The organism is Gemmatimonadota bacterium (assembly GCA_016714015.1).
Classification (GTDB): Bacteria; Gemmatimonadota; Gemmatimonadetes; order Gemmatimonadales; family Gemmatimonadaceae; genus Pseudogemmatithrix.
The window spans coordinates 107432-126566 of the sequence record JADJNZ010000007.1 but is presented as its reverse complement, the minus strand read 5'-3'; the positions used below and the strand labels follow the sequence as shown (position 1 = coordinate 126566).

The 19135-nt window shown below is 69.5% G+C and carries 18 protein-coding genes and 1 other RNA gene; 11 read left to right on the top strand and 8 right to left on the bottom strand.

Translation table 11 applies throughout. The features are described from left to right. Nucleotides 1-8: 8 nt before the first annotated feature. Both IPJ78_14925 and IPJ78_14920 read right to left on the bottom strand, forming a co-directional pair. The gene (locus tag IPJ78_14925) at nt 9-2654 is read right to left on the bottom strand and encodes a hypothetical protein (protein ID MBK7907834.1); all 2646 of its coding nucleotides are present in this window, start codon (nt 2652-2654) and stop codon (nt 9-11) included. Between the two features lie 90 nt (nt 2655-2744). Next, entirely contained in the window at nt 2745-3149 is a 405-nt protein-coding gene (locus tag IPJ78_14920; GenBank protein MBK7907833.1) for a hypothetical protein, read from the bottom strand. 126 nt (nt 3150-3275) lie between these two features. Between IPJ78_14920 and IPJ78_14915 the strand changes: the two genes are divergently transcribed. From IPJ78_14915 to IPJ78_14900, 4 genes are read left to right on the top strand one after another with little or no spacing between them, the layout of a single operon-like run. Then, on the top strand, nt 3276-3701 hold the full coding sequence (locus tag IPJ78_14915; protein ID MBK7907832.1) for a group II truncated hemoglobin: 426 nt from the start codon (nt 3276-3278) through the stop codon (nt 3699-3701). 48 nt (nt 3702-3749) lie between these two features. Beyond that, complete coding sequence (locus IPJ78_14910) at nt 3750-4631, top strand: acyl-CoA thioesterase II (protein MBK7907831.1); 882 nt, start codon at nt 3750-3752, stop codon at nt 4629-4631. Beyond that, complete coding sequence (locus tag IPJ78_14905) at nt 4628-4873, top strand: hypothetical protein (protein MBK7907830.1); 246 nt, start codon at nt 4628-4630, stop codon at nt 4871-4873. The genes IPJ78_14910 and IPJ78_14905 overlap by 4 nt, the downstream gene beginning before the upstream one ends. A gap of 31 nt (nt 4874-4904) precedes the next feature. After that, nucleotides 4905-6812, top strand: a complete 1908-nt coding sequence (locus IPJ78_14900; protein ID MBK7907829.1) for a CocE/NonD family hydrolase — start codon at nt 4905-4907, stop codon at nt 6810-6812. Nucleotides 6813-6818: 6 nt separating this feature from the next. On the opposite strand, the gene IPJ78_14895 is transcribed toward IPJ78_14900, so the two are convergent. Together IPJ78_14895 and IPJ78_14890 are read right to left on the bottom strand one after the other, a co-directional pair. Continuing rightward, on the bottom strand, nt 6819-7436 hold the full coding sequence (locus IPJ78_14895) for a DUF305 domain-containing protein (protein MBK7907828.1): 618 nt from the start codon (nt 7434-7436) through the stop codon (nt 6819-6821). Continuing rightward, on the bottom strand, nt 7433-9640 hold the full coding sequence (locus IPJ78_14890; GenBank protein MBK7907827.1) for a hypothetical protein: 2208 nt from the start codon (nt 9638-9640) through the stop codon (nt 7433-7435). The genes IPJ78_14895 and IPJ78_14890 overlap by 4 nt, the downstream gene beginning before the upstream one ends. 180 nt (nt 9641-9820) lie before the next feature. Here IPJ78_14890 and IPJ78_14885 point away from each other — a divergent pair, with 180 nt between their 5' ends. The 4 genes from IPJ78_14885 (at nt 9821) to IPJ78_14870 (ending at nt 12651) form a co-directional block, all read left to right on the top strand. Further along, a complete protein-coding gene (locus tag IPJ78_14885) occupies nt 9821-10189 on the top strand; it encodes a helix-turn-helix transcriptional regulator (GenBank protein ID MBK7907826.1) in 369 nt (122 codons plus the stop codon). A 97-nt stretch (nt 10190-10286) separates the two neighbouring features. Continuing rightward, nucleotides 10287-11126, top strand: coding sequence for an arsenite methyltransferase (locus tag IPJ78_14880; GenBank protein ID MBK7907825.1), 840 nt, complete (start codon nt 10287-10289; stop codon nt 11124-11126). Beyond that, nucleotides 11126-11596, top strand: a complete 471-nt coding sequence (locus IPJ78_14875; GenBank protein MBK7907824.1) for a GNAT family N-acetyltransferase — start codon at nt 11126-11128, stop codon at nt 11594-11596. The genes IPJ78_14880 and IPJ78_14875 overlap by 1 nt, the downstream gene beginning before the upstream one ends. Before the next feature lie 8 nt (nt 11597-11604). After that, the gene (locus IPJ78_14870; protein ID MBK7907823.1) at nt 11605-12651 is read left to right on the top strand and encodes an NAD(P)/FAD-dependent oxidoreductase; all 1047 of its coding nucleotides are present in this window, start codon (nt 11605-11607) and stop codon (nt 12649-12651) included. Nucleotides 12652-12734: 83 nt separating this feature from the next. On the opposite strand, the gene ssrA is transcribed toward IPJ78_14870, so the two are convergent. From ssrA to dusB, 4 genes are all read right to left on the bottom strand, one after another. After that, nucleotides 12735-13095: a transfer-messenger RNA gene (gene ssrA, locus IPJ78_14865) on the bottom strand. Between the two features lie 42 nt (nt 13096-13137). Beyond that, nucleotides 13138-14796 carry a GGDEF domain-containing protein gene (locus IPJ78_14860; protein MBK7907822.1) on the bottom strand — a complete coding sequence of 553 codons (1659 nt, stop codon included), beginning with the start codon at nt 14794-14796 and terminating at the stop codon, nt 13138-13140. Continuing rightward, the gene (larB, locus tag IPJ78_14855) at nt 14793-15545 is read right to left on the bottom strand and encodes a nickel pincer cofactor biosynthesis protein LarB (GenBank protein ID MBK7907821.1); all 753 of its coding nucleotides are present in this window, start codon (nt 15543-15545) and stop codon (nt 14793-14795) included. Before larB ends, IPJ78_14860 begins: the two co-directional genes overlap by 4 nt. After that, on the bottom strand, nt 15542-16537 hold the full coding sequence (gene dusB, locus IPJ78_14850; protein MBK7907820.1) for a tRNA dihydrouridine synthase DusB: 996 nt from the start codon (nt 16535-16537) through the stop codon (nt 15542-15544). Before dusB ends, larB begins: the two co-directional genes overlap by 4 nt. Nucleotides 16538-16617: 80 nt before the next feature. Here dusB and IPJ78_14845 point away from each other — a divergent pair, with 80 nt between their 5' ends. From IPJ78_14845 to IPJ78_14835, 3 genes are all read left to right on the top strand, one after another. Continuing rightward, nucleotides 16618-17070 (top strand): PTS sugar transporter subunit IIA, encoded by a 453-nt coding sequence (locus IPJ78_14845; protein ID MBK7907819.1) that lies wholly within the window; start codon nt 16618-16620, stop codon nt 17068-17070. A gap of 104 nt (nt 17071-17174) precedes the next feature. Next, nucleotides 17175-18110, top strand: coding sequence for a hypothetical protein (locus tag IPJ78_14840; GenBank protein ID MBK7907818.1), 936 nt, complete (start codon nt 17175-17177; stop codon nt 18108-18110). 10 nt (nt 18111-18120) lie between these two features. Further along, entirely contained in the window at nt 18121-19134 is a 1014-nt protein-coding gene (locus tag IPJ78_14835; protein MBK7907817.1) for a hypothetical protein, read from the top strand. Nucleotide 19135: the final 1 nt, after the last annotated feature.

Here is a 19135-nt window from a genome sequence, read left to right as displayed (position 1 = left end):
GCGACGCCTCAGCGCCGCGTCGAATCCGCCGGGGGCTTTGGGCTCGTCCAGAATCCTGCCGTCGGCTTCGCCTGCCCGGCGACCTCGCGCCCGTACAGCGCCGCATTGAACACCACCCGGAAGGTCCCGACCGTCTGGCCGCGCCACTGCGGCCGGAATCCGAGCAACACCACGCGCCCGCGCTCATGCTTCACGTCGAGCGCCGCCGCGGCCCCTTGGAGGTACGACTCGCCGAGCAAGTAGCCCGAGAGCAGCGGCGATCCGGCGCGCTCGTACCGCGCGAGCGCGGTCCCTTCGAACCCGTCCAGCGTCGTGAACACCGGGCTGTTGTCGAAGAACACCTTGGCACGCTCCGGCATCCCCGCCATCACCGGATGCGCCGCGTCGGTCACGACCTCGAGGATCGATCCGCTCGCGAAGAACTGCTTCGAGGCCAGCCCGCGCACCGCGTTGCGCACCGGGAGATGGAACGCGTCGATCGCGAACAGGGCGCTCGCGTTCATTGCCACGAGCGTCCCGCCGCCCCGCACGAATGCCTGGAGAGCGCGCACTCCAGCGTCGCCGAGCCCTCCCTCGAGCGTCGGCGGCACGCGCCCGCGTCCGAAGCCGTCGCGCAACGTCGTCGCACGATCCGACGCGAGGATCACCACATCGAAGCGGTCCCCGAGGTCACCCGCGACGACGTCACTGTTGCTGATGACCGTGTAGGTGAACTCGTGCGTGTCCAGCAACCACTCGGTCCACCCCTCATCCATGCTCGGGGCGTTCGAGCGGAAGAGGGCGATCCGTCCGCCGACTCGCGCGGCGCCCGCTGCGGGAGCCGCCACTCGCTCGCCCCGGAGGCCGAGTGCGCTCGCCCAACCCTCGACCGTCGCCGCCGCCACCCCGGAGACGACATACCGGCCATCATGCAGGTGCACCCTGCCACCGGCCGCGAGGGCACGATTGACGACACGGAACGCGTCGTTCTGCGCGGGATCGAGGCTCAGCGCCGCGCCGGTGCCGGTGATCCGGCCCGGCGGCACGACGATGCCGGCGGCCATCGCGTTGGTCGTGAGTGGCGCCTCAGCGGCGGCCGGGTCGGTGGCGCGGCCGGTGACGGGCTGCATCGCCGCGATCACCTCCGCGCCGAGTGGGGTGCGCGCCTCGATGACGCGCACGTCCATCAAGTACGGCAACGTCCACCCGGCCGCGTCGTACGGTTGGTCCGGTTCCCCGCCTTCGCTCTCGCGAAGATCGGGATACTCCTGACGGTCGAAGAGCTGGCGCACGAGTTCTGCGTATTCCTGGTCCATCGCGATGACCCAGGTGCCCTTGACGTGGCGCTGTCCCGCGTGGGTGACGTCCTTCGAGAGCTGCGAAACGCGCACCCCCAGGAACGCGAGCCGCTGCAACAGCGCGACCGCCGCTCCCGGGTCACGTTGAACCTGTGGCACGAAGTAGGCGAACGGCGGATCCTTGCGGTACCGCGCGATCGCGTCGCGCCCCGCCTGAAAACGATTCCACAGGATGTCCTCGCGATACTTCGCCGCGTAGTCGAGCGTCGCGATCGACGCGGTCTCCATGTAGTCCACCGCATCGCGCAACCGCCACCAGCCGCCCTTCCACGGGCTGGCATAGAGCGACTGCGGCCGCAGGTCGCGGTACTCGCGCGGGAAGTCGTCGATGGTATAGAACCCCGGCGTCGCATAGCTGAAGAGCGCCGTCTCGGTCCAGTACGCCGCGATGTTCTGCAACATCGGCATGTAATCGATGTAGCCGGGATACCAGGCGTCGAACCCCTTCCCCATGTGCGTCGCGCCGGGCTGGCCGTTCGTCTCCAGCACCTGTGCGATCGTCATGCCGATCGTGTTCACCTCGCGCGACATGAGGGCGGGGGCGCGAGGGGCGATCGGCTCGGCGAACGGCGGCAGCCAGATGCGCGTCGGGAACGGCGCCGTCTGGTGCTGCACGTAGATGATCTGCGGTTCCCACTCCCGCCAGACGCGCGCCACCACCCGCGACTCGACGACGTTCAACATGTAGGCGTCGCGGTTGTTGTCGTGCCCGATGTACTTCTGGTAGAGGGAATCGAGGGGCGCCACCTCGTACGGCGTGCCGACGTTCTTGCGGTACCAGTTCACCACGATGTCCTGCCCGTCCGGATTGATGCTCGGCCAGAGCAGCAGCACGGTCTCGTCAAGGATCGCGCGCGTGCGCGCATCGTCCCGTGAGAGCAGGTCGTACGCCAACTGCACCGTATGCTGCGACCCCGCGATCTCGCTCGCGTGCAGGCCGCCCGAGATGTCCACGAAGGCCTTGCCCTCGCGGGCGAGCGCGCGCGCCTCGGCGTCGCTCAGGCCGGCCGGATGCGCCAACCGCTGTGCGATCGTCCGCAACCGCTGCAGGTTCGCGAGGTTCCGCGGCGACGAGATCACCACCAGCGTCCACGGGCGACCTTGCGACGTGCGCCCGACGTCAACGAGCCGCATCCGGTCGCTCGCCTCGGCGAGCTGGCGGAAGTAGCGGATCGACTGGTCGTAGTCGATGAGCTTGAAGTCCGCGCCGACGGCGTGGCCGAAGACGGATTCGGGCGTCGGGAGCGTGCGCTGTGCCGCGACGAGGGAGGGAACGCTCGCGAGCAGGAGCGTGAGGAGGGCGATCGAGTTCTTCATGGCCGGAACATGCGTCCGCCGGGCGCCCTTGGGCAGTGGGACGCCGTTCGGCCGCCGCCGCCGACGAGCGCGACCCGCTACCGCGACTCGCTACCGCGACCCGCCCTTCGCGCGACCCTCGCGCCGCTTGCGACGGCTCGCGAGCCAGCCGACGACTCCGGTGGTGACCATGATCGTCAGGCTGACCGCGAACGCCACGATCCGGGCGCGCTCGCCGAGGCGCGACGCCACGATGAGCGCGACCGCCACGCCGGCCAGGCCGATCACCACGTCGAGGAGCTGGTTCTCCCACGCCTCACGGATCCCCATCGCCATCTCGACGATCTCCCACACGACCATCAACAGCAGGCCGACGATGAACACCAGCGGAGTGGACAGCTCGAAGAAGACATTCGAGAACGCGCCGGTCACGCCGGTCATCGCGTGCGGCACGACCCAGAGGTCGAGGAAGCGTCCCTCCTTCCAGCTCGAGCTGACGTTTTCGCGCGAGATCATCACGGCTCCCCGGGGATCGTTGGGTGCTCCGCGCGGACGCGCCGCCGGACCACTGGAACCATGCCTCCGGCGGCCGCGGGCGCCAGTGCCACTGCCCTTCGGCGCCCCGATCCCCATCTTTCTAGGATGACGGCCCCGCTCACTCCCTACGATCAGCTCGGCGGCACGGACGGCATCCGGGCACTGGTCGACCGTTTCTACGACCTGATGGACTCCTCACCGGAGGCGGAGGGGATCCGACGGCTCCACGCGCCTTCGCTGAAGCGCAGCCGCGAGAAGCTCCACGAGTACCTCACGGGCTGGACGGGGGGGCCGCCGCTCTACGAGTCGAAGTACGGGCACCCGCGGCTCCGGGCACGCCACCTGCCCTTCGCCATCGGCGCGAAGGAGCGCGACCAGTGGCTCTGGTGCATGGATCGGGCGATGGCCGAGCACCCGATGCCGGAGGAGGTCCGCGCCTTCCTTCGCACCCGGCTGCACCAGCTCGCCGACCACATGCGGAACCAGGACGAACCGGTCTCGAAGCCGGCACTGCCCCTCGCCGGAGCCTGACGCGTCGGGACTGCCCCGTCCGCCCGTGCCCGCGTTCATATTTCAGGCATGAGCGTCGTTCAGGATTTCCTCTCGTTGCTCGATCTCGAGCCGATCGAGCATGACATCTTCCGCGGCCAGAACCGTGACCTCGCGACGGGACGCGTGTTCGGCGGCCAGGTCTTCGCGCAGGCGCTCGTCGCCGCGCAGCGCACCGTTCCCGAGGGTCGCGAGGCGCACTCGGTGCACGGCTACTTCCTCCGCGAGGGCGATCTCAAGGCGCCGATCGTCTACTTCGTGGACCGCCCGCGCGACGGGCGCAGCTTCACCAGTCGACGGGTCACCGCCATCCAGCACGGCGAGGCGATCTTCCACCTCTCGGCGTCCTTCCACATCAGCGAACCGGGGCTGGATCACCAGACCGCGATGCCGGATGTGCCCGACCCCGAGTCGTTGCCCTCGGAGCTCGAGCTCATCCGCGCCCGCGCCGACAGCCTGCCGGAGCCGTTTCGCGCGATCGTCACGCAGGACCGGCCGATCGACATCCGCAACATCACGCCCACGGACCCATTCGCGCGGATCGAGCGGCAGGATCCCGCGACCGCCGCGCGGCGGATCTGGTTCCGCGTCAAGGAACCGATCGCGGATGCGACCTGGATCCATCAGGCGGTCCTCGCCTACGCGTCCGACTACGGCTTCCTCCCCACCGCGCTCCTGCCCCACGGGATCGCCTTCCGCGATCCGCGGCTCTTCATCGCCTCGCTCGACCATACCGTCTGGTTCCATCGCCCCTTCCGCGCCGACGAATGGCTGCTCTACGTGAGCGACAGTCCTTCGGCCTTCGGGGCACGCGGTTTCGTGCGCGGGACGGTCTTCCGTCGCGACGGGACGCTGGTCGCGTCGATGGCGCAGGAAGGCCTCGTTCGCATCCGCGAGGCGCGCGACGGATGAGCATGCGCCGCGGCCGACAGCTCGCGACCGTCGCGTTCTTCGCCACGTGGATTCCGCTCTCCGTCTGGCGCGGGCTCGCCCAAGGGCGCAGTTTCCGGATCGGACACACCGGGGCGGACGACACCGGCCCATTGCTCGATGGCATCGTCCAGCTCGCGGCCGTGATGCTCGCCCCGGCGCTCTTCGCCGCGTTGATCGTGTTCGTCCTCTGGGCCTGGCGCGAGGAGCACCGCAGCTCCTGATCCGCGCAGGCTCGCCTCACCGGAGTTCGTGATGCGCCGTCCTTGCCTGCGCCCGATCGCCCTCGCCGCGACCCTGAGCCTTGCCGCGCTCTCGATCGCCCTCCGCGCCCCGCTCGCACGTGCCCAGCAGCCCGCCCCCGCCGTGGCGGCGCCGCGCGACAGCGGCTTCGATCCGGCCAAGTACCTCCACACCAGCGCCGACATCCGCATGCGGGACGGCGTCACGTTGCACGTGGAGATCTTCCAACCGAGCGAAGCGCATGCACCGTTGCCGTTCCTGCTCCAACGCACGCCCTACGGCGTGGGCGGGACCGCCGGTCGCCTGACGACGTCGTACAAGGAGCTCGCCGAGGAAGGCTACATCTTCGTCTTCCAGGACATCCGCGGCCGCTACAAGAGCGGCGGCACCTTCGTGATGCAGCGCCCCCCGCGCCCCGTCGACGCCCCACGCAACGCGATCGACGAGAGCACCGACACCAACGACTCGATCGACTGGCTCCTCGTCAACATTCCCGGGCACAACGGTCGCGTCGGCATGCTCGGCGTCTCGTACGACGGCTGGACCTCGGCCATGGGGATGCTCGGCGGCCACAGCGCCCTCCGCGCCGTGAGCCCGCAGGCCTCGCCCGCCGACATGTGGATCGGCGACGACTTCCACCACAACGGCGCCTTCCGCCTGAGCTACGGCTTCGAGTATGCCTGGATGACCGAGTCGTCGAAGGAGAACGCGAACTTCGCCTTCGATCGCTACGACACCTACGACTGGTACCTAGCGGTCGGGCCACTAGCCAACATCCAGAAGAACATCCTCCGGGATCGCACGCTCCCCACCTGGACCGACTTCACCCAGCATCCGGACTACGATGCCTTCTGGCAGCGGCAGGCGATGCGCGGCAACCTCACCCGCGTGACCGTTCCCACGCTCAACGTCGCCGGGTGGTGGGATCAGGAGGACTTCTATGGTCCCCTGCTGATCTACGAGGAGCTCGAGAAGCGCGACCGCGAAGCGAAGAACTTCCTCGTCGTCGGCCCATGGCGGCACGGCGGCTGGAGCAACGGTCCGGCGCAGACCCTCGGTCGCATCGACTTCGGGTCACCGACCGGCGCGTACTACCGCGCCAACATCCAGGCCCCGTTCTTCGCCTACTACCTCAAGGACCGCGGCACGCCGCGTCGCACCGAAGCGCAGGTGTTCGAGTCGGGCAGCAACCAGTGGCGTACATTCGACGCCTGGCCCCCGCGCGACGCGACCACGCGCGCGCTCTACTTCCATGCCGGCGGCAAGCTCTCGTTCGATCCACCCGCCGCGGGCGTCCGCGACGCGTTCGACGCCTACGTCAGCGATCCGGCCAAGCCGGTCCCCTATCGTCCGCGCCCCATCGAAGCGACGTATGCGCCACGCGGGTCCGGCTGGAGCACCTGGCTCCTCGAGGACCAACGCTTCGTCGAGGGGCGACCCGACGTCCTCTCCTGGGTCACCGAGCCCCTCACCGACGAGGTCGTCCTCGCCGGCGACATCACGGCGAAGCTGTTCGCCAGCACCACCGGGCGGGACGCCGACTGGGTGGTCAAGCTCATCGACGTCTACCCCGAGGAGTACACCCCGAACTTCCGCCTCGGCGGCTTCCAGCTGATGGTCGCGAACGAGGTCTTCCGCGGCCGCTATCACCAGTCGTTCGAGCGCCCCGTGCCGCTTGTGCCGAACGCCGTCACGCCCTTCACCATCGACCTGCACTCGCAGAGCTACCGGTTCCTGAAGGGCCACCGGATCATGGTGCAGGTGCAGAGCAGCTGGTTCCCGATCATCGACCGGAATCCACAGACCTGGGTGCCGAACATCTTCGAGGCGAAGGCCGAGGATTTCAGGGCGCAGACGCATCGCGTCTGGCGGACGCCGCAGCGGGCGTCGCACGTCGAGATCCAGACCGTCAGACCGTAGCGGCGCTCAGCCGGGAGAGAGGGCGGCGAGCAGTCGGCGCATCCGCGCGATCTCCGCACGCTGGTCGGCATCGACGTCGCTCGCGAACGAGAAGATCGCCGTCTCTTCCGCCGCCCCGGGCGTCCCGAACAGCTCGCGCACCATGACGAGCGCCCCCTCGTGATGCTTGATCATTCCCGCGAGGAATCGCCGCTCGAACTCTGCGCCGGTGCTCCGTTCGAGGGCGTCCATCTCCCCGGCGGAGAGCATGCCGGGCATCATCGGCGTGCCCGAGGCGTGCGTGCCATGCGCTTCGTGCCCGACGGTCGTCGCCGGGAGTGCCAACGGCGCGCCGCGGGTGCGCAGCCATTGGCGCATGTTCTCCATCTCATCCACCTGCGAGACGTCGATGCGGGCCGCGAGCGCGCGCAAGTCCTCGCGCGTCGTCCGCGCGGGGACCAGCGCCGCCATCGCCACCGCCTGGGCGTGATGATGGATCATGCCCTGCATGAAGCGCACATCCGCCGCGGTGTGACGCGCGGCCGGCACCGTCTGCGCCGTCTGCGCGGCCACCGGGGCGCTCAGCGGCCCGGTCACCGCGACCACGCACGCGAGCGCGAGCGCGAGCGCCGCGCCTCGAATCACGGCACCCCCGCGGTCGGCGTCACGACCTCGGCCGCCCCCGTCCCGCCGAACCGTCCACCGGTGAGGGTGCTGACCACCCCGAAGTGGTTGAGCAGCGAGACGACGAACGCGACCCCGATGAGCGCGGCGACGAGCTTGGGCAGCGCGGTCGGCGGCTCGGGGTAGCGCACGGCGAACGAACTCCCCGATCCCGACGGGATCTCCGCGACCTTCGTGAGCGCCGCACCGAACGGCACGTTCATCTTCACCTGCCCGTTCACCGCCCACCCGTTCGCATCCAGGATGGGACCGAGATTGCGCTGCCGCAGCTTGAGCCAGGCGATGACCATCGACGGCGTCGAGATCAGTACCAGGATGCCGGCCAGCGCCAACACCACCTGCCAGAAGGGGAGCGTGAGGATGCCCACCAGGTAGCCGACCATCGCCGTGAGGAGCGTGCCGATCGCACCGAAGGCGACGCCGAGCGCGGCCACCGTGCCGACATCGATCTTCTTCGCCTCCGGCGCCTTCTTCTCGGCGTGCGCCGTGCTCGTCGCCGCCGTCCCGAGCTTCTCGTCGGCGGCCGCTTCGCCCGCAGCGGCCCGCTTGGCGACCTGCTCCTCGATGAGCCGGACGAACTTTTTGTACGGCGCCCAGAACGCCTGCCGGATGGAGATCGGGTTCTCGACGAGCTTGGTGATCGTCGCGTCCCAATCCCGTCCCTGCCGGTCGTAGAAGACGCCGTTGCGTCCGACCATCAGGTTGTCGCTGTCACCGTCGGTGAAGGCGGCCGCGATCGTCATGGTCTCCCCGTTGCGCGTGCATTCGCAGTACGCGAGGAAGCTCTTCGCCAGCCCGGCGAGCGCGGCATGCTTCCCCGCGTCATCGACCCGTACGCAGAGGTCGCAACTGCGGCCGTCGAGGAAGAGGCGCCCCACCTGGAACACCGCGGGCCGCTCCCGCGAATAGAAGTCGCGGAATGCAACGAAGTTGTTGAGCAGCTGGTAGAGGTCGCGATGGTAGCGCGCGAGTCGCTCCACCGCGGCGATCGCCTCCATCTCCGGGGCCTTCGCCGCGTCCTGCGCCACGAGCGCGGTCAGCCCCGCGCGCGACGGGCCTGCCAGCAGCGCGCGAACGGCCGTCACCCCCAGCGCCTCGAGCGCCGCCCCGGCCTTCCGCGCCGCCCACGCCTCGTGCGCGGCCAGCGTGGCCTGCAATCGCGCCCATTCGGCTTCGGCCAGGTGCGCGGCGGTGCCGCCGAGGATCGGCTGCGCGCAGGTCGCACGGAACGTCTCGATCGCCGCGGCCCACGCCGGGTTGATCGCCTCCACCACCCCCGACGCGCCCGCCGCCGCCGTGAGCGGTAGTGCACGCCATGCCTCGATACGGGCGAGCGGGAAGCCCGCCACCTCCTGTACCGTGATCGACATGTCGCTCGCTGCGATCGCGAGGTACTCGTCCTGCTGCCGATTCACCGCGGTGATCGACCGTGGGTCGAAGGCCGCGAGTCGGCAGCGGGCGAAGTAATCGTCCACCTTCCCTCGCACGGCGAGCATCGCCGCGACCGCCGCCGGCGTCCGGTCGCCGAGCGGGAGGAGCGCGGTCGCATTCGCCTCTCCTTCCTTCCACCAGGCGTCGTACGCCGCACAGTCGTCGAAGAACAGGTCGATCGCCGCCTGGTCGATCCCGATCTTCCCGCTACGATCGATGCGGGCGCCGGCGTGCCCGACCACCTGTTCCGCGACCGCCTTGAGCGCCAAGTCCTCGATCATCTCGATCGGGATGACGCCGTCACCATTGAACGTCGTCTGCGCGAAGATCTGCGCCGTAGCCATCGTCTCGGCGACGGCGATGGTCGCCTGCCCCGACTTGCCGAGGTTCGCGAGGATCTCCCGCGCAGACGCCGCCGCGGCGCGTCCCTCGTCGCTCGTCGTGTCGATGGAGGCGAGCGGCAGGTCCCCGCCCTTCATCAGAGTGTCGAGCGAGGTGAGCATCTTCCCCGCCCACTCCACCGCGGCGATGACCTCGGGGACGCGGATGCGCCCGTCGCCGTCGCCATCCATCAGCGCGAGCGTCCGCTCGTCGATCTCGAGTCCCTTCACCGGGCACGCGAGCGCCACCCAGAGCTTCGGGTCGAGTTCGCGCAGTGCGAGGAGATCGGCACTGCGGTCGAGGGCGACCTGATCGGAGCCGCCTGCGCGGAAGAACTGCCAGGAGTGGGACATGTGGCCGGAAGGAGAGAGGATGCCGCGGTGGGGGAGGTGCCGTCGTGTATCGCTGTCCGCACAATGTACGCTGCGCGAAAGACGTACACCGCAAATCTCACGCGGGCGGGCTGGGGTGTCGAGTCAGCGCGACGAGGAAGGGGAGCTTGCATACATCAACCAAACTAGATATATTGATGTATGATCTCGACGACCACACCGTACCGGAGCGACCGCGACCGGACGGATGCCGCCCTGGAGAGCCTACAGCGTCACGCCGGGCTCTTCCACGCGCTCTCCGACCCACGTCGGCTGCGGATCCTGGACCTGCTCCGCGGCGGCGAGCAGTGCGTCTGCGACCTCCAGACCGAACTCGCCTGCGGCCAGTCCCTGCTCTCCTTCCATCTCAAGACCCTGCGCGACGCGGGTCTCGTGGCCTCGCGACGTGAGGGACGCTGGACTCACTACCGCCTGGCCGCTGATGGGATCGAGCACGCGGAGCAGGCCGTCGCCGCGTACAAGGTGCCCGCCGCCGAACGCCGACGACTTCCGGTCGCCTGTTGCGGCTGAACCGCTCCGACGATCGTTCCTTCGCAGTACCGCAGACGGATGAACACGGACCCCCGAAGTGGTCCGACCCACACACCCACTTCATGAGGAGTTCCCGATGACCAGCACCACCCCGCAAGAGATCACCACCCTCGTTCGCGCCCGCTACGGCGCCGCCGCCACCCGTGCCGCTGAGGGCGAGCGATCCGCCTGTTGCGGCGCCGACTGCTGCAGCGGCGAGGAGAAGGACCCCATCACCTCCGACCTCTACCATGCGTCGGAGGTCCAGGGCATCCCCGCGGCGGCGGTCCTCGCCTCACTCGGCTGCGGCAACCCGACGGCCCTCGCCTCGCTCGCCGAGGGCGAGACGGTCCTCGACCTGGGATCGGGCGGCGGCATCGATGTGCTCCTCTCCGCCCAGCGCGTCGGACCGACGGGGCATGTCTACGGACTCGACATGACCGACCAGATGCTCGCCCTCGCGCGCCGCAACGCCGAGGCCGCTGGCGCGTCGAATGTCACGTTCCTCAAGGGGCAGATCGAGCAGATCCCGCTGCCGGACGACTCGGTCGACGTCATCATCTCCAACTGCGTGATCAACCTGGCGGTCGACAAGCCGAGCGTCCTCCGCGAGGCGTTCCGAGTGCTCAAGCCGGGCGGCCGCTTCGCCGTGAGCGACGTGATCGTGCGCGGCGAGGTGCCGCCCGAGGTTCGGCGCTCGATGGAGCTCTGGGTCGGCTGCATCGCGGGCGCGCTCGAGGAGCAGCAGTTCCTGCGGCTCCTCGGGGATGCAGGCTTCGTGAGCCCGTCGATCGAGCCGACGCGCGTATACCAGGCGGAGGATGCCCGGGCCTTCCTGAAGGACTCCGGCCTTGATGCCGATCGGGTGAGCGACGACCTCGACGGGGCGTTCTGCAGCGCGTTCGTGCGCGCCATCAAGCCCGCGAGCCGCAGCTGATGTCGGCCGCGCCCGACCCCACCGGCGGCGCGGTGCGGCTCCGCGCCGCCGCGCCGTCCGATCTCTCCGCCGTGCGCGCGTTGCTCACGGCGGCGGCATTGCCACTCGACGGCGTGCCACCGGATCTGGCGCACTTCCTCGTCGCTGAGCGTGCCGGCCATGTCGTCGGCGCGATCGGCCTCGAGGACTATGGCGATGCCGCGCTGCTGCGCTCCGCGGTCGTGGACCCCGCGGTGCGCGGTTCGGGCGTGGGCGAGGCCCTCGTTCGCGCGCTCCTCGACGCGGCTCGGGCGCGAGGGACGCGCGAGCTCGTGCTGCTCACGACGACGGCCGAGCACTGGTTCCCGCGCTTCGGCTTCGAGCGGATCACGCGCGAGGCGGCACCCGCGGCCGTGCATGTCTCGGAGGAGTTTCAGGGCGCCTGCCCTGCGTCCGCGGTGACGATGCACCTCAGGCTCACGCCCTGCTGAGGCGTCACCTGGCACGCACCCTCGACGTCGCCGTGATCGGCGGAGGACAGGCGGGCCTCGCGGCGGGCTTCTTCCTGCGACGGACCGACCTGTCCTTCGCGCTCTTCGACCAGGGGCCTGCGCGAGGTGGCGCATGGCAGCACACCTGGCCCTCCCTGCGGCTCTTCTCGCCCGCGAGATGGAGTTCCCTCCCCGGCTGGATCATGCCGGCCGGCGCCGAGACCTATCCGACACGCGACGAGGCCATCGCATACCTCTCGGCGTACGAATCCCGGTACGCGTTGCCGGTCGAACGGCCCGTGCGCGTGATCGAGACGCATGCGGACGGGCCGCGTCTCCGGCTCGTGACCGACCAAGGGGAGGTGGACGCGAGCGCGGTCATCAGCGCGACCGGCTCGTGGGGCGCGCCGGTCATTCCGCGCTTCGCGGGTGACACGGAGTACGGTGGACGGATCCTGCACTCGGCGCACTATCCCGGTGCGGAGGCGTTCGTCGGACGCCGTGTACTCGTGGTGGGGGGTGGCAACTCCGGCGCACAGATCTTCGCCGACCTCCTCGATGTCGCGCACGTGCGTTGGATGACGCGCGAGCCGCCGACCTTCCTGCCCGACGAGGTGGATGGGCAATACCTGTTCGAGCAGGGCACGGCGCGCTTCCAGGCGCTGAAGGAAGGCCGCACGCCGCCCCCGCCGCGATCGCTCGGGGATGTCGTGATGGTCGCCGCCGTGCGAGCCGCACGCGACCGCGGGTTGCTCCGCGCGTCACCGCTGATGTCGCGCTTCACCGAGCAGGGCGTCGTCGGGCCTGACGGACGCGAGGAGGCGGTGGACGCCGTCATCCTCGCGACGGGGTTCCGGCCCGCGCTCTCGCATCTCGCGCCACTCGTCACCACGGATGCCTCCGGACGCATCGCGATGGACGGCCTGCACGCGGCCGCGCACCAGCGCCTCTTCCCGCTCGGCTACGGGGACTGGACGGGCTTCGCGAGCGCGACGCTCGTGGGCGCGGGGCGCGCGGCGAAGGCGGTCGTCGAGGCCATCGCCGAGCGCGCGTGAGCAGGCAGCGCGGGAACGACGAAGGGCCTCCCATGCCGGAGGCCCTTCGCATACATCCATCCCGAACGACGTCACCAGCGCTCAAGTGGAGGCGGGGAGATTCGAACTCCCGTCTTGCATAAGATCTTCCGCAACGTCTACGCGCGTATCCCACCGATTGATTTCTCCGGGCGCTGGCCGGTGGGCCTCCGTCGCACGGATGAGTCCATCTTGATCTCGCCGACTGGCGGAGGACGCGCCAGCCAGCCAGCCCGAATTTGCGATACCTGAGTGCCGCCTCGGGCGGGGCTACCTCTCAGGCACTGCCGGGTAAAGCCTAAGCTTTACGCGGCGAGAGCGAAGTTGTTATTCGCAGTTGTGAATTTCCCGAGTGTTTTACCAGGAACCCGAGGACCTGGGCGCGCAGTCACAGAGCCACCTACACAATCGAAACCGGTCGCCCCCGGACTACAACTGAATACTACCCTGCCGGGACGAAAGGTTCAATCAGGCGAGCACTTCCACCCGGTTGCGCCCGTTGCGCTTGGCCGCGTAGAGCGCCTGATCCGCGCGCTCCACGACCGCCTCCGGCTGCCCGCTTCGCGTCACGTACTCCGCCACGCCGAAGCTCGCCGTCACGCGGACCTCCCCCGTCTGCGTCCGCACCACCAGCGCCTCGATCCGCTTGCGCATCCGCTCGGCCACCTCGCGCGCGCCCATTGCATCCGTTTGCGGCAGCAGCACCGCGAGCTCCTCGCCGCCAAGGCGCGCCGTCGTGTCGACGGTGCGCCGGCCGTCGGCGAGCGCGTTCGCGACCGCGACCAGCACCTGGTCACCCGCATCATGCCCGTAGGTGTCGTTCACGCGCTTGAAGTGGTCGACATCGACGAGGATGAGCGCCGCCGCGCCGCCGTATCGATCGGTCTCCTGGATGACCGTCGAGAACCGTTCGTCGAAGCCGCGTCGGTTCGAGAGCCCGGTCAGCGGGTCGGTCCGGGCGTTGCGCCGCGCGTCCTCCACGGCCCACGCGGTCTCGAGCGCGCCGGCGGCGATCACCGCGAGGTTCTTCGCGTTGCGCGCCTCCGTCGCACGGAGCGCCGCCACCTCGCGATGCCCGCAGACGAGCGCGCCGAGCGGCTGGTCCTGATCGCCGCGACGTAGCGGCACGGCGAGGAGCGAACCGAGCGCCCGGATGGGCGTGCCGCTGCCGAAGATCGTATCCTCGGCGCGTGCGAACGCGCGCGCGTCGGAGAAGACCTGCGGCCGCCCCTCGGCGCACGCGAGGCCGACGACCGAGTCGGGCGTCACGGCGAGGTTCTCGAAGGTCACCCCGAGTTCCATCGCGTCGTGCGTCACCGCGCGCACCTCGCCGCGCCCGGCCGCATGATCCCAGCGCACGAGCACCGCCCACTGGGCGCCGGCCACGGTGAGCGAATCCAGCACCAGCAGTCGCTCGAGCTCGAGCGGATCGCGGGTGGCCTGCAGGGTCCCCGCGGTCCGGATCAGGCCGCGCAGGCGGAAGTTCTGTCGCGCGACATCCCCGCGCGTGCGGACGAGCCCGTAGAGCGACTGGAGTGCGCGCGCATGCTCCACCAGCGCATCGCGCAGCACACCGAGGTCCGGCGCGGCCGCCGCGTCGAAGTGGAGGCTGAGGGCACCGATCTGACCCGACGCATCGAGCGGCGCGATCGCGAGCAACGGGGCGCCGGGTGTGCGCTCCACCGTCACCATCCGGTTGCGAGCCGCCCACTCCACCCGGTCCCGATCGGAGACGGAGAGCACCGGCATCACCGCAGGGGTGAGGCTCGACCGCGCATCGTCGGCATTCGACGCCACCGGCACGGCGACCCCGCCGCCCTCTTCGTCCAGCGCCCACAGCACCGCGCCGATCGCCCCCCGGCGCTTTGCGATGTCGCGCAGCGCATCGGCGATGATCCGCTGATCCTCGCGGAGCGCGTCGGTCGGATCGGGGATGTCCTCGGGCCGGAAGGCGGCGAGCAGCGCATCCTGCGAGCGGTCGGGTGCCTTGAGCCGCGAGCCGGTCGCGCCGGGCGACGCGGGTGACACCCCCGCGTCGCTGCCGGAACCGAAGAGCACCCAACGCACCGCGGCCGCGCCGACAGCGGCACCGGCGACGAAGATGAGGGCCGACGAAAGCGCGCTCATCGCCCGCCGAGGATGCGCGCGGCCGCGACCGCCGCGCCGAACCCGTTGTCGATGTTGCAGACGGTCACGCCGGCCGCGCAGGAGTTGAGCATCGTCAGCAGCGGCGCGAGTCCGCCGAAGGCCGCACCGTACCCGATGCTCGTCGGCACCGCGATGACGGGACAGCGCACGAGTCCCCCCACCACGCTCGGCAGCGCGCCGTCCATCCCCGCCACGACGATCACCACCGCCGCGTCGTGCAGCGTCTCGCGCTTGGCGAGGATGCGATGGATCCCCGCCACTCCCACGTCGGTCACGCGGAGCACCGGATGCCCCTGCGCATCGAGCGTCACGGCGGCCTCCTCGGCCACCGGGAGATCGCTCGTCCCGGCCGTCACAATCGCCACCACGGCGGTGCCGCGCGCACGCGGCTGTTCGGCCCGCAGCAGCACGGTGCGGCCGAGCGCGTTCACCTCCGCGGTCGGCCAGCGCCGCACGAGCGAGGCGCGCACCGCCTCGTCCGCGCGCGTCACGAGGAACCCATCACCGCGGGTGGCGAGATGCTCGGCGATCGTCACCACCTGCTCCGCGGTCTTCCCTTGCCCGAAGATCACCTCGGGATAACCCTGTCGCAGCGCCCGATGCTGGTCGACGGTGGCGAACCCGATCTCGTCGACCGGCGCCTCGTCGAGGCGCGCGAGCGCCGTCGGCACGTCGAGTGCGCCCCGCACGACCTCCTGGAGGAGCGCCTCGACCCGGTCGCGCCTCACGCGACCTCGGCTTCGCGCATCCAGCCGCTCTTCAGGTACTCGTCGAAGATCCCCTCAACCTCGGCGAACGAGTTCACGGCATGGAGCTTCTTCCGCAGGTCGGCCGAGTTGGGCAGCCCCTTCACGTACCATCCGAGGTGCTTGCGGAACTCGAGCGCCGCCCCGACGGGGTCGTGCTCGTACGACTGGACCATGCGGGCATGGTCGAGCGCGATGGCGAAGCGTTCCTCCACGCCCGGCGTCGGCGGCATCGGCTGGCCATCGAGCAGCGCGCGCGCCTGCTTGAAGATCCAGGGCTGGCCGAACGAGCCGCGCGCGATCATCACGCCGTCGCAGCCGGTCTCCTTCCGCATGCGGAGCGCATCCTCCGCCGTCTTGATGTCGCCGTTGCCGATCACCGGGATCTCGAGTGCGGCCTTCATCGCGGCGATCTCGTCCCAGTGCGCGTGCCCCGTGTACATCTGCGTGCGCGTGCGCGGGTGCAGCGCGATCGCCTTCACGCCGGCCTCCTGGCACTTGAGGCCGATCGTGACGGGGTCACGCATCTCCTCGCTCCAGCCGCTGCGGACCTTGCACGTGACGGGGAGATGGGTGCCACTCACGACCGCGCGGATGATCTCCTGCACGAGGCCGAGGTCCTTGAGGCACCCCGAACCGCCGTTGCGGCGGACGACCTTCTTGACCGGGCACCCGAAGTTGATGTCGATGAACTCGGGCTGGAACGTGTCCGTGACCAGCGCCGCCGCTTCGCGCATGGCGTCGGGTTCCGCGCCGAAGATCTGCACGCCGATCGGCCGCTCGTCGTTCCCGAAGCGCAGCTTGCTGATCGTCGCCTCGTTCTCGCGGCGGATGCCTTCGGCCGAGAGGAACTCGGTGACGACGACGTCCGCGCCCCACTGGTGGCAGAGCCGCCGGAAGGGCGACTCCGAGACACCGGCCATGGGGGCGAGGAAGAGCGGGACGGGGTGACCCGTCGGGTACGGGAACGGCATCCGGAGAAAGCTAGGAGAGGCCCCAAGTGCTTGCAACATCGGGGTTTGACACGGTTCTGCCCGATGGCTAGTTTCTGGACATGGAACTGCGCGAATTCTTCTCCGAGGACGCGGTCAAGCTCGACCTCGAGGGCACGACCAAGGACGACATCCTGAAGGAGCTGATCGGCCTTCTCAAGCTGGGCGAGAAGGACGAGGGCATGCTCTTCAAGATGCTCAAGCGCCGGGAGAACCTCGGCTCCACCGGCATCGGGCGCGGGATCGCGATCCCCCACTGCCGGTCGCTCGTGGTGAGCAAGCTGCGCGTGGCCTTCGGCCGGAAGCGCGACGGGATCGACTTCAAGGCGATCGACGACAAGCCGGTGCAGTTCTTCTTCCTGATCGTCGCGCCGCCGCTCGAGGTCTCGAACCAGTATCTCCCCGTGCTCGGGAAGATCGCGCAGTTCTCGAAGGAGTCGGATGTCCCTGAGCGACTGCTCGGGTTGACGGAGCCGGCGCAGTTCATGGCGCTGCTCGAAGAAAAGGGCGTCTGAGGACCGGGCGGCAACTCCTGTTCGCGGTCGCGCTGCTGATCCCGGGCAGCGCTGATGCACAGGATGCCGCAGCGCCGAAGCACGAACGCGAACGGATCTCGTTCGTGTACTTCTCGCCAGAACGACTCGGGCTCCTGATCGCGCTCGGGGATCGATGGATGGTGCGCCCCGACCTCACGGGGAACTCATTCCACACTGACGAGCCGCGAGACTACCTCTTCCACGAGTACGGCGTCAGCCTGATCCGGCGTGGCGCGGCATCCGCGCGCGGCTGGGCCTATGGCTTGATGCGCTACAGCTACGGCAATGTCTCGGGGTCGCTCTTCGAGGAACCCTACATCATCCACGAGGTCACCCTCGCGATCGGTGGTCACGGACAGGTCATTGATTGGCTAGGCGCGTTCGGCGAGGTGGGGCCCTGGATCAACTATCATCAGGACAACCGGGCCATCGGCGGCGGGACGCGCATCATCATCCAGGGGGGACTGTCCACCCGAATCGGCCTCACCCTTCGCCGTCCCGAGAACCGGACGGACACCCGACCCACCGCCGACGCGTCGGCGGCGCCGGACGATGAGCGGCCCTCTTGGATCTTCGGCGGCTTCAGCGGCTCCGACCGGTTCAGCGGCTTCGGCGGTGCCGGCGTTCTCATCCCGCTCTCGGAGCGATGGCTGCTGCGGCCCGATCTGGCAGTGAAGAGCAGCGCGTTCCGCCCCGGCGGCGATGATGTGAGCGCCGCCGTCGGCCTGAGCGTGATACGCCGTTCGGCCCCTTTCGAGCACGGATCCGTGTACACGGCGTTGCGATACGGCATCACGTACGATCAGTACTACTCGAACGAACCCGACATCGCCCACGTCGGCAGCCTGACGCTCGGCGCGCAGGTGCGGCTCACCGATCGACTCGGGGCGTTCGCGGAGGTCGGGCCGTTCGTCCGACTCTGGGACTACGAGGTATCGTCCGGGACGATCGATGGTCGGAACATCGGCTTCGTCCACGGGGTGGGATTGAGCTATGAGTGGGGTACGCGCCGTCGCTGACGGGAGTCTCATGAGGCAAGTCCTTCTCGCCATCGCGCTGCTGCTTCCGGGCGACGCTCTGGCACAGGATCCACGGGAGTCGCCGACCGACCGCGAGCGCATCGCCATCGTGGCGATCAGCGCCGGGCGACTCGGACTTCTCCTGCCGCTCAGCGAGCGGTGGATGCTCCGGCCCGACTTCACGACGACCAGCTTCCGCAGCGGCGAGCCGAACGGGCGGACCTACCTGCTCGCCGGACTCAGCGTGATCAGGCGATCGCAGCCCACGGAGGAAGGCTGGAGCTATCTCTCGGCCCGCTATGCGATCGGGTACGACAAGTGGTATCACTGGGACCGTCCGACTTACAGTCACGCGATCACGGTCACGGCGGGTGCACACGGTCGACTGAGCGATTGGCTCTCGGTCTTCGGCGAGGCCGGCGCGGGCTTCGCTTACGGCCCTGAATTGAACCCGGGGGACGGCGACTGGACGAGGAACGTCGAGCTGCTGTCGCGAATCGGCATCGCCGTCTACAAGCCGCGCCCCGCAGCGAGCGCCTGGGCCGCGACGCAGGGCTCGGAAGAGGCGATACCGAAGCAAGGCGAGCGCCCATCATGGGTCGTGGGCGGCTTCGGTAGCTTTGGCGGCATCCTCCTTCCGTTCTCTGAGCGCTGGCTGCTCAGACCGGACTTCGCGCTACATGTGTCGGACTACAATGACGAGAACAGTCGGGAGGACGGCGGCGCCGGACTGAGCGTCCTGCGCCGCGTCGGGGCGACCGATCGCGGATGGATCTTCGCGGCGGCGCGCTACGGCCTCGCCTATCAGCAGGAGGACGCGGAGCACCCGCAGTGGACCCAGGAAGCGAGCGTGACGCTCGGAGGCCAGGCCCGCCTCCGCGGCCGGCTCGGCGTGATGGCCGAGGCCGGACTGATGTTCCGATACAGCGAACAGCGAACGCCGACTGGACTGTCCACGCTTCGTACGCTTGGCCTCGTCCAGCGCGTCGGCCTCACCTACCGTTGGGTCGAGCGCACGCACTGAC

Bases quoted from the DNA above. Each gene is read 5' to 3' on its own strand.
- IPJ78_14890 (MBK7907827.1), bottom strand. From the start codon at position 9,640: ATGTCCCACTCCTGGCAGTTCTTCCGCGCAGGCGGCTCCGATCAGGTC.
- IPJ78_14860 (MBK7907822.1), bottom strand. From the start codon at position 14,796: ATGAGCGCGCTTTCGTCGGCCCTCATCTTCGTCGCCGGTGCCGCTGTC.
- IPJ78_14900 (MBK7907829.1), top strand. From the start codon at position 4,905: ATGCGCCGTCCTTGCCTGCGCCCGATCGCCCTCGCCGCGACCCTGAGC.
- IPJ78_14875 (MBK7907824.1), top strand. From the start codon at position 11,126: ATGTCGGCCGCGCCCGACCCCACCGGCGGCGCGGTGCGGCTCCGCGCC.
- IPJ78_14920 (MBK7907833.1), bottom strand. From the start codon at position 3,149: ATGATCTCGCGCGAAAACGTCAGCTCGAGCTGGAAGGAGGGACGCTTC.
- IPJ78_14885 (MBK7907826.1), top strand. From the start codon at position 9,821: ATGATCTCGACGACCACACCGTACCGGAGCGACCGCGACCGGACGGAT.
- IPJ78_14845 (MBK7907819.1), top strand. From the start codon at position 16,618: ATGGAACTGCGCGAATTCTTCTCCGAGGACGCGGTCAAGCTCGACCTC.
- IPJ78_14835 (MBK7907817.1), top strand. From the start codon at position 18,121: ATGAGGCAAGTCCTTCTCGCCATCGCGCTGCTGCTTCCGGGCGACGCT.
- IPJ78_14910 (MBK7907831.1), top strand. From the start codon at position 3,750: ATGAGCGTCGTTCAGGATTTCCTCTCGTTGCTCGATCTCGAGCCGATC.
- IPJ78_14925 (MBK7907834.1), bottom strand. From the start codon at position 2,654: ATGAAGAACTCGATCGCCCTCCTCACGCTCCTGCTCGCGAGCGTTCCC.
- IPJ78_14880 (MBK7907825.1), top strand. From the start codon at position 10,287: ATGACCAGCACCACCCCGCAAGAGATCACCACCCTCGTTCGCGCCCGC.
- IPJ78_14905 (MBK7907830.1), top strand. From the start codon at position 4,628: ATGAGCATGCGCCGCGGCCGACAGCTCGCGACCGTCGCGTTCTTCGCC.
- dusB (MBK7907820.1), bottom strand. From the start codon at position 16,537: ATGCCGTTCCCGTACCCGACGGGTCACCCCGTCCCGCTCTTCCTCGCC.
- IPJ78_14915 (MBK7907832.1), top strand. From the start codon at position 3,276: ATGACGGCCCCGCTCACTCCCTACGATCAGCTCGGCGGCACGGACGGC.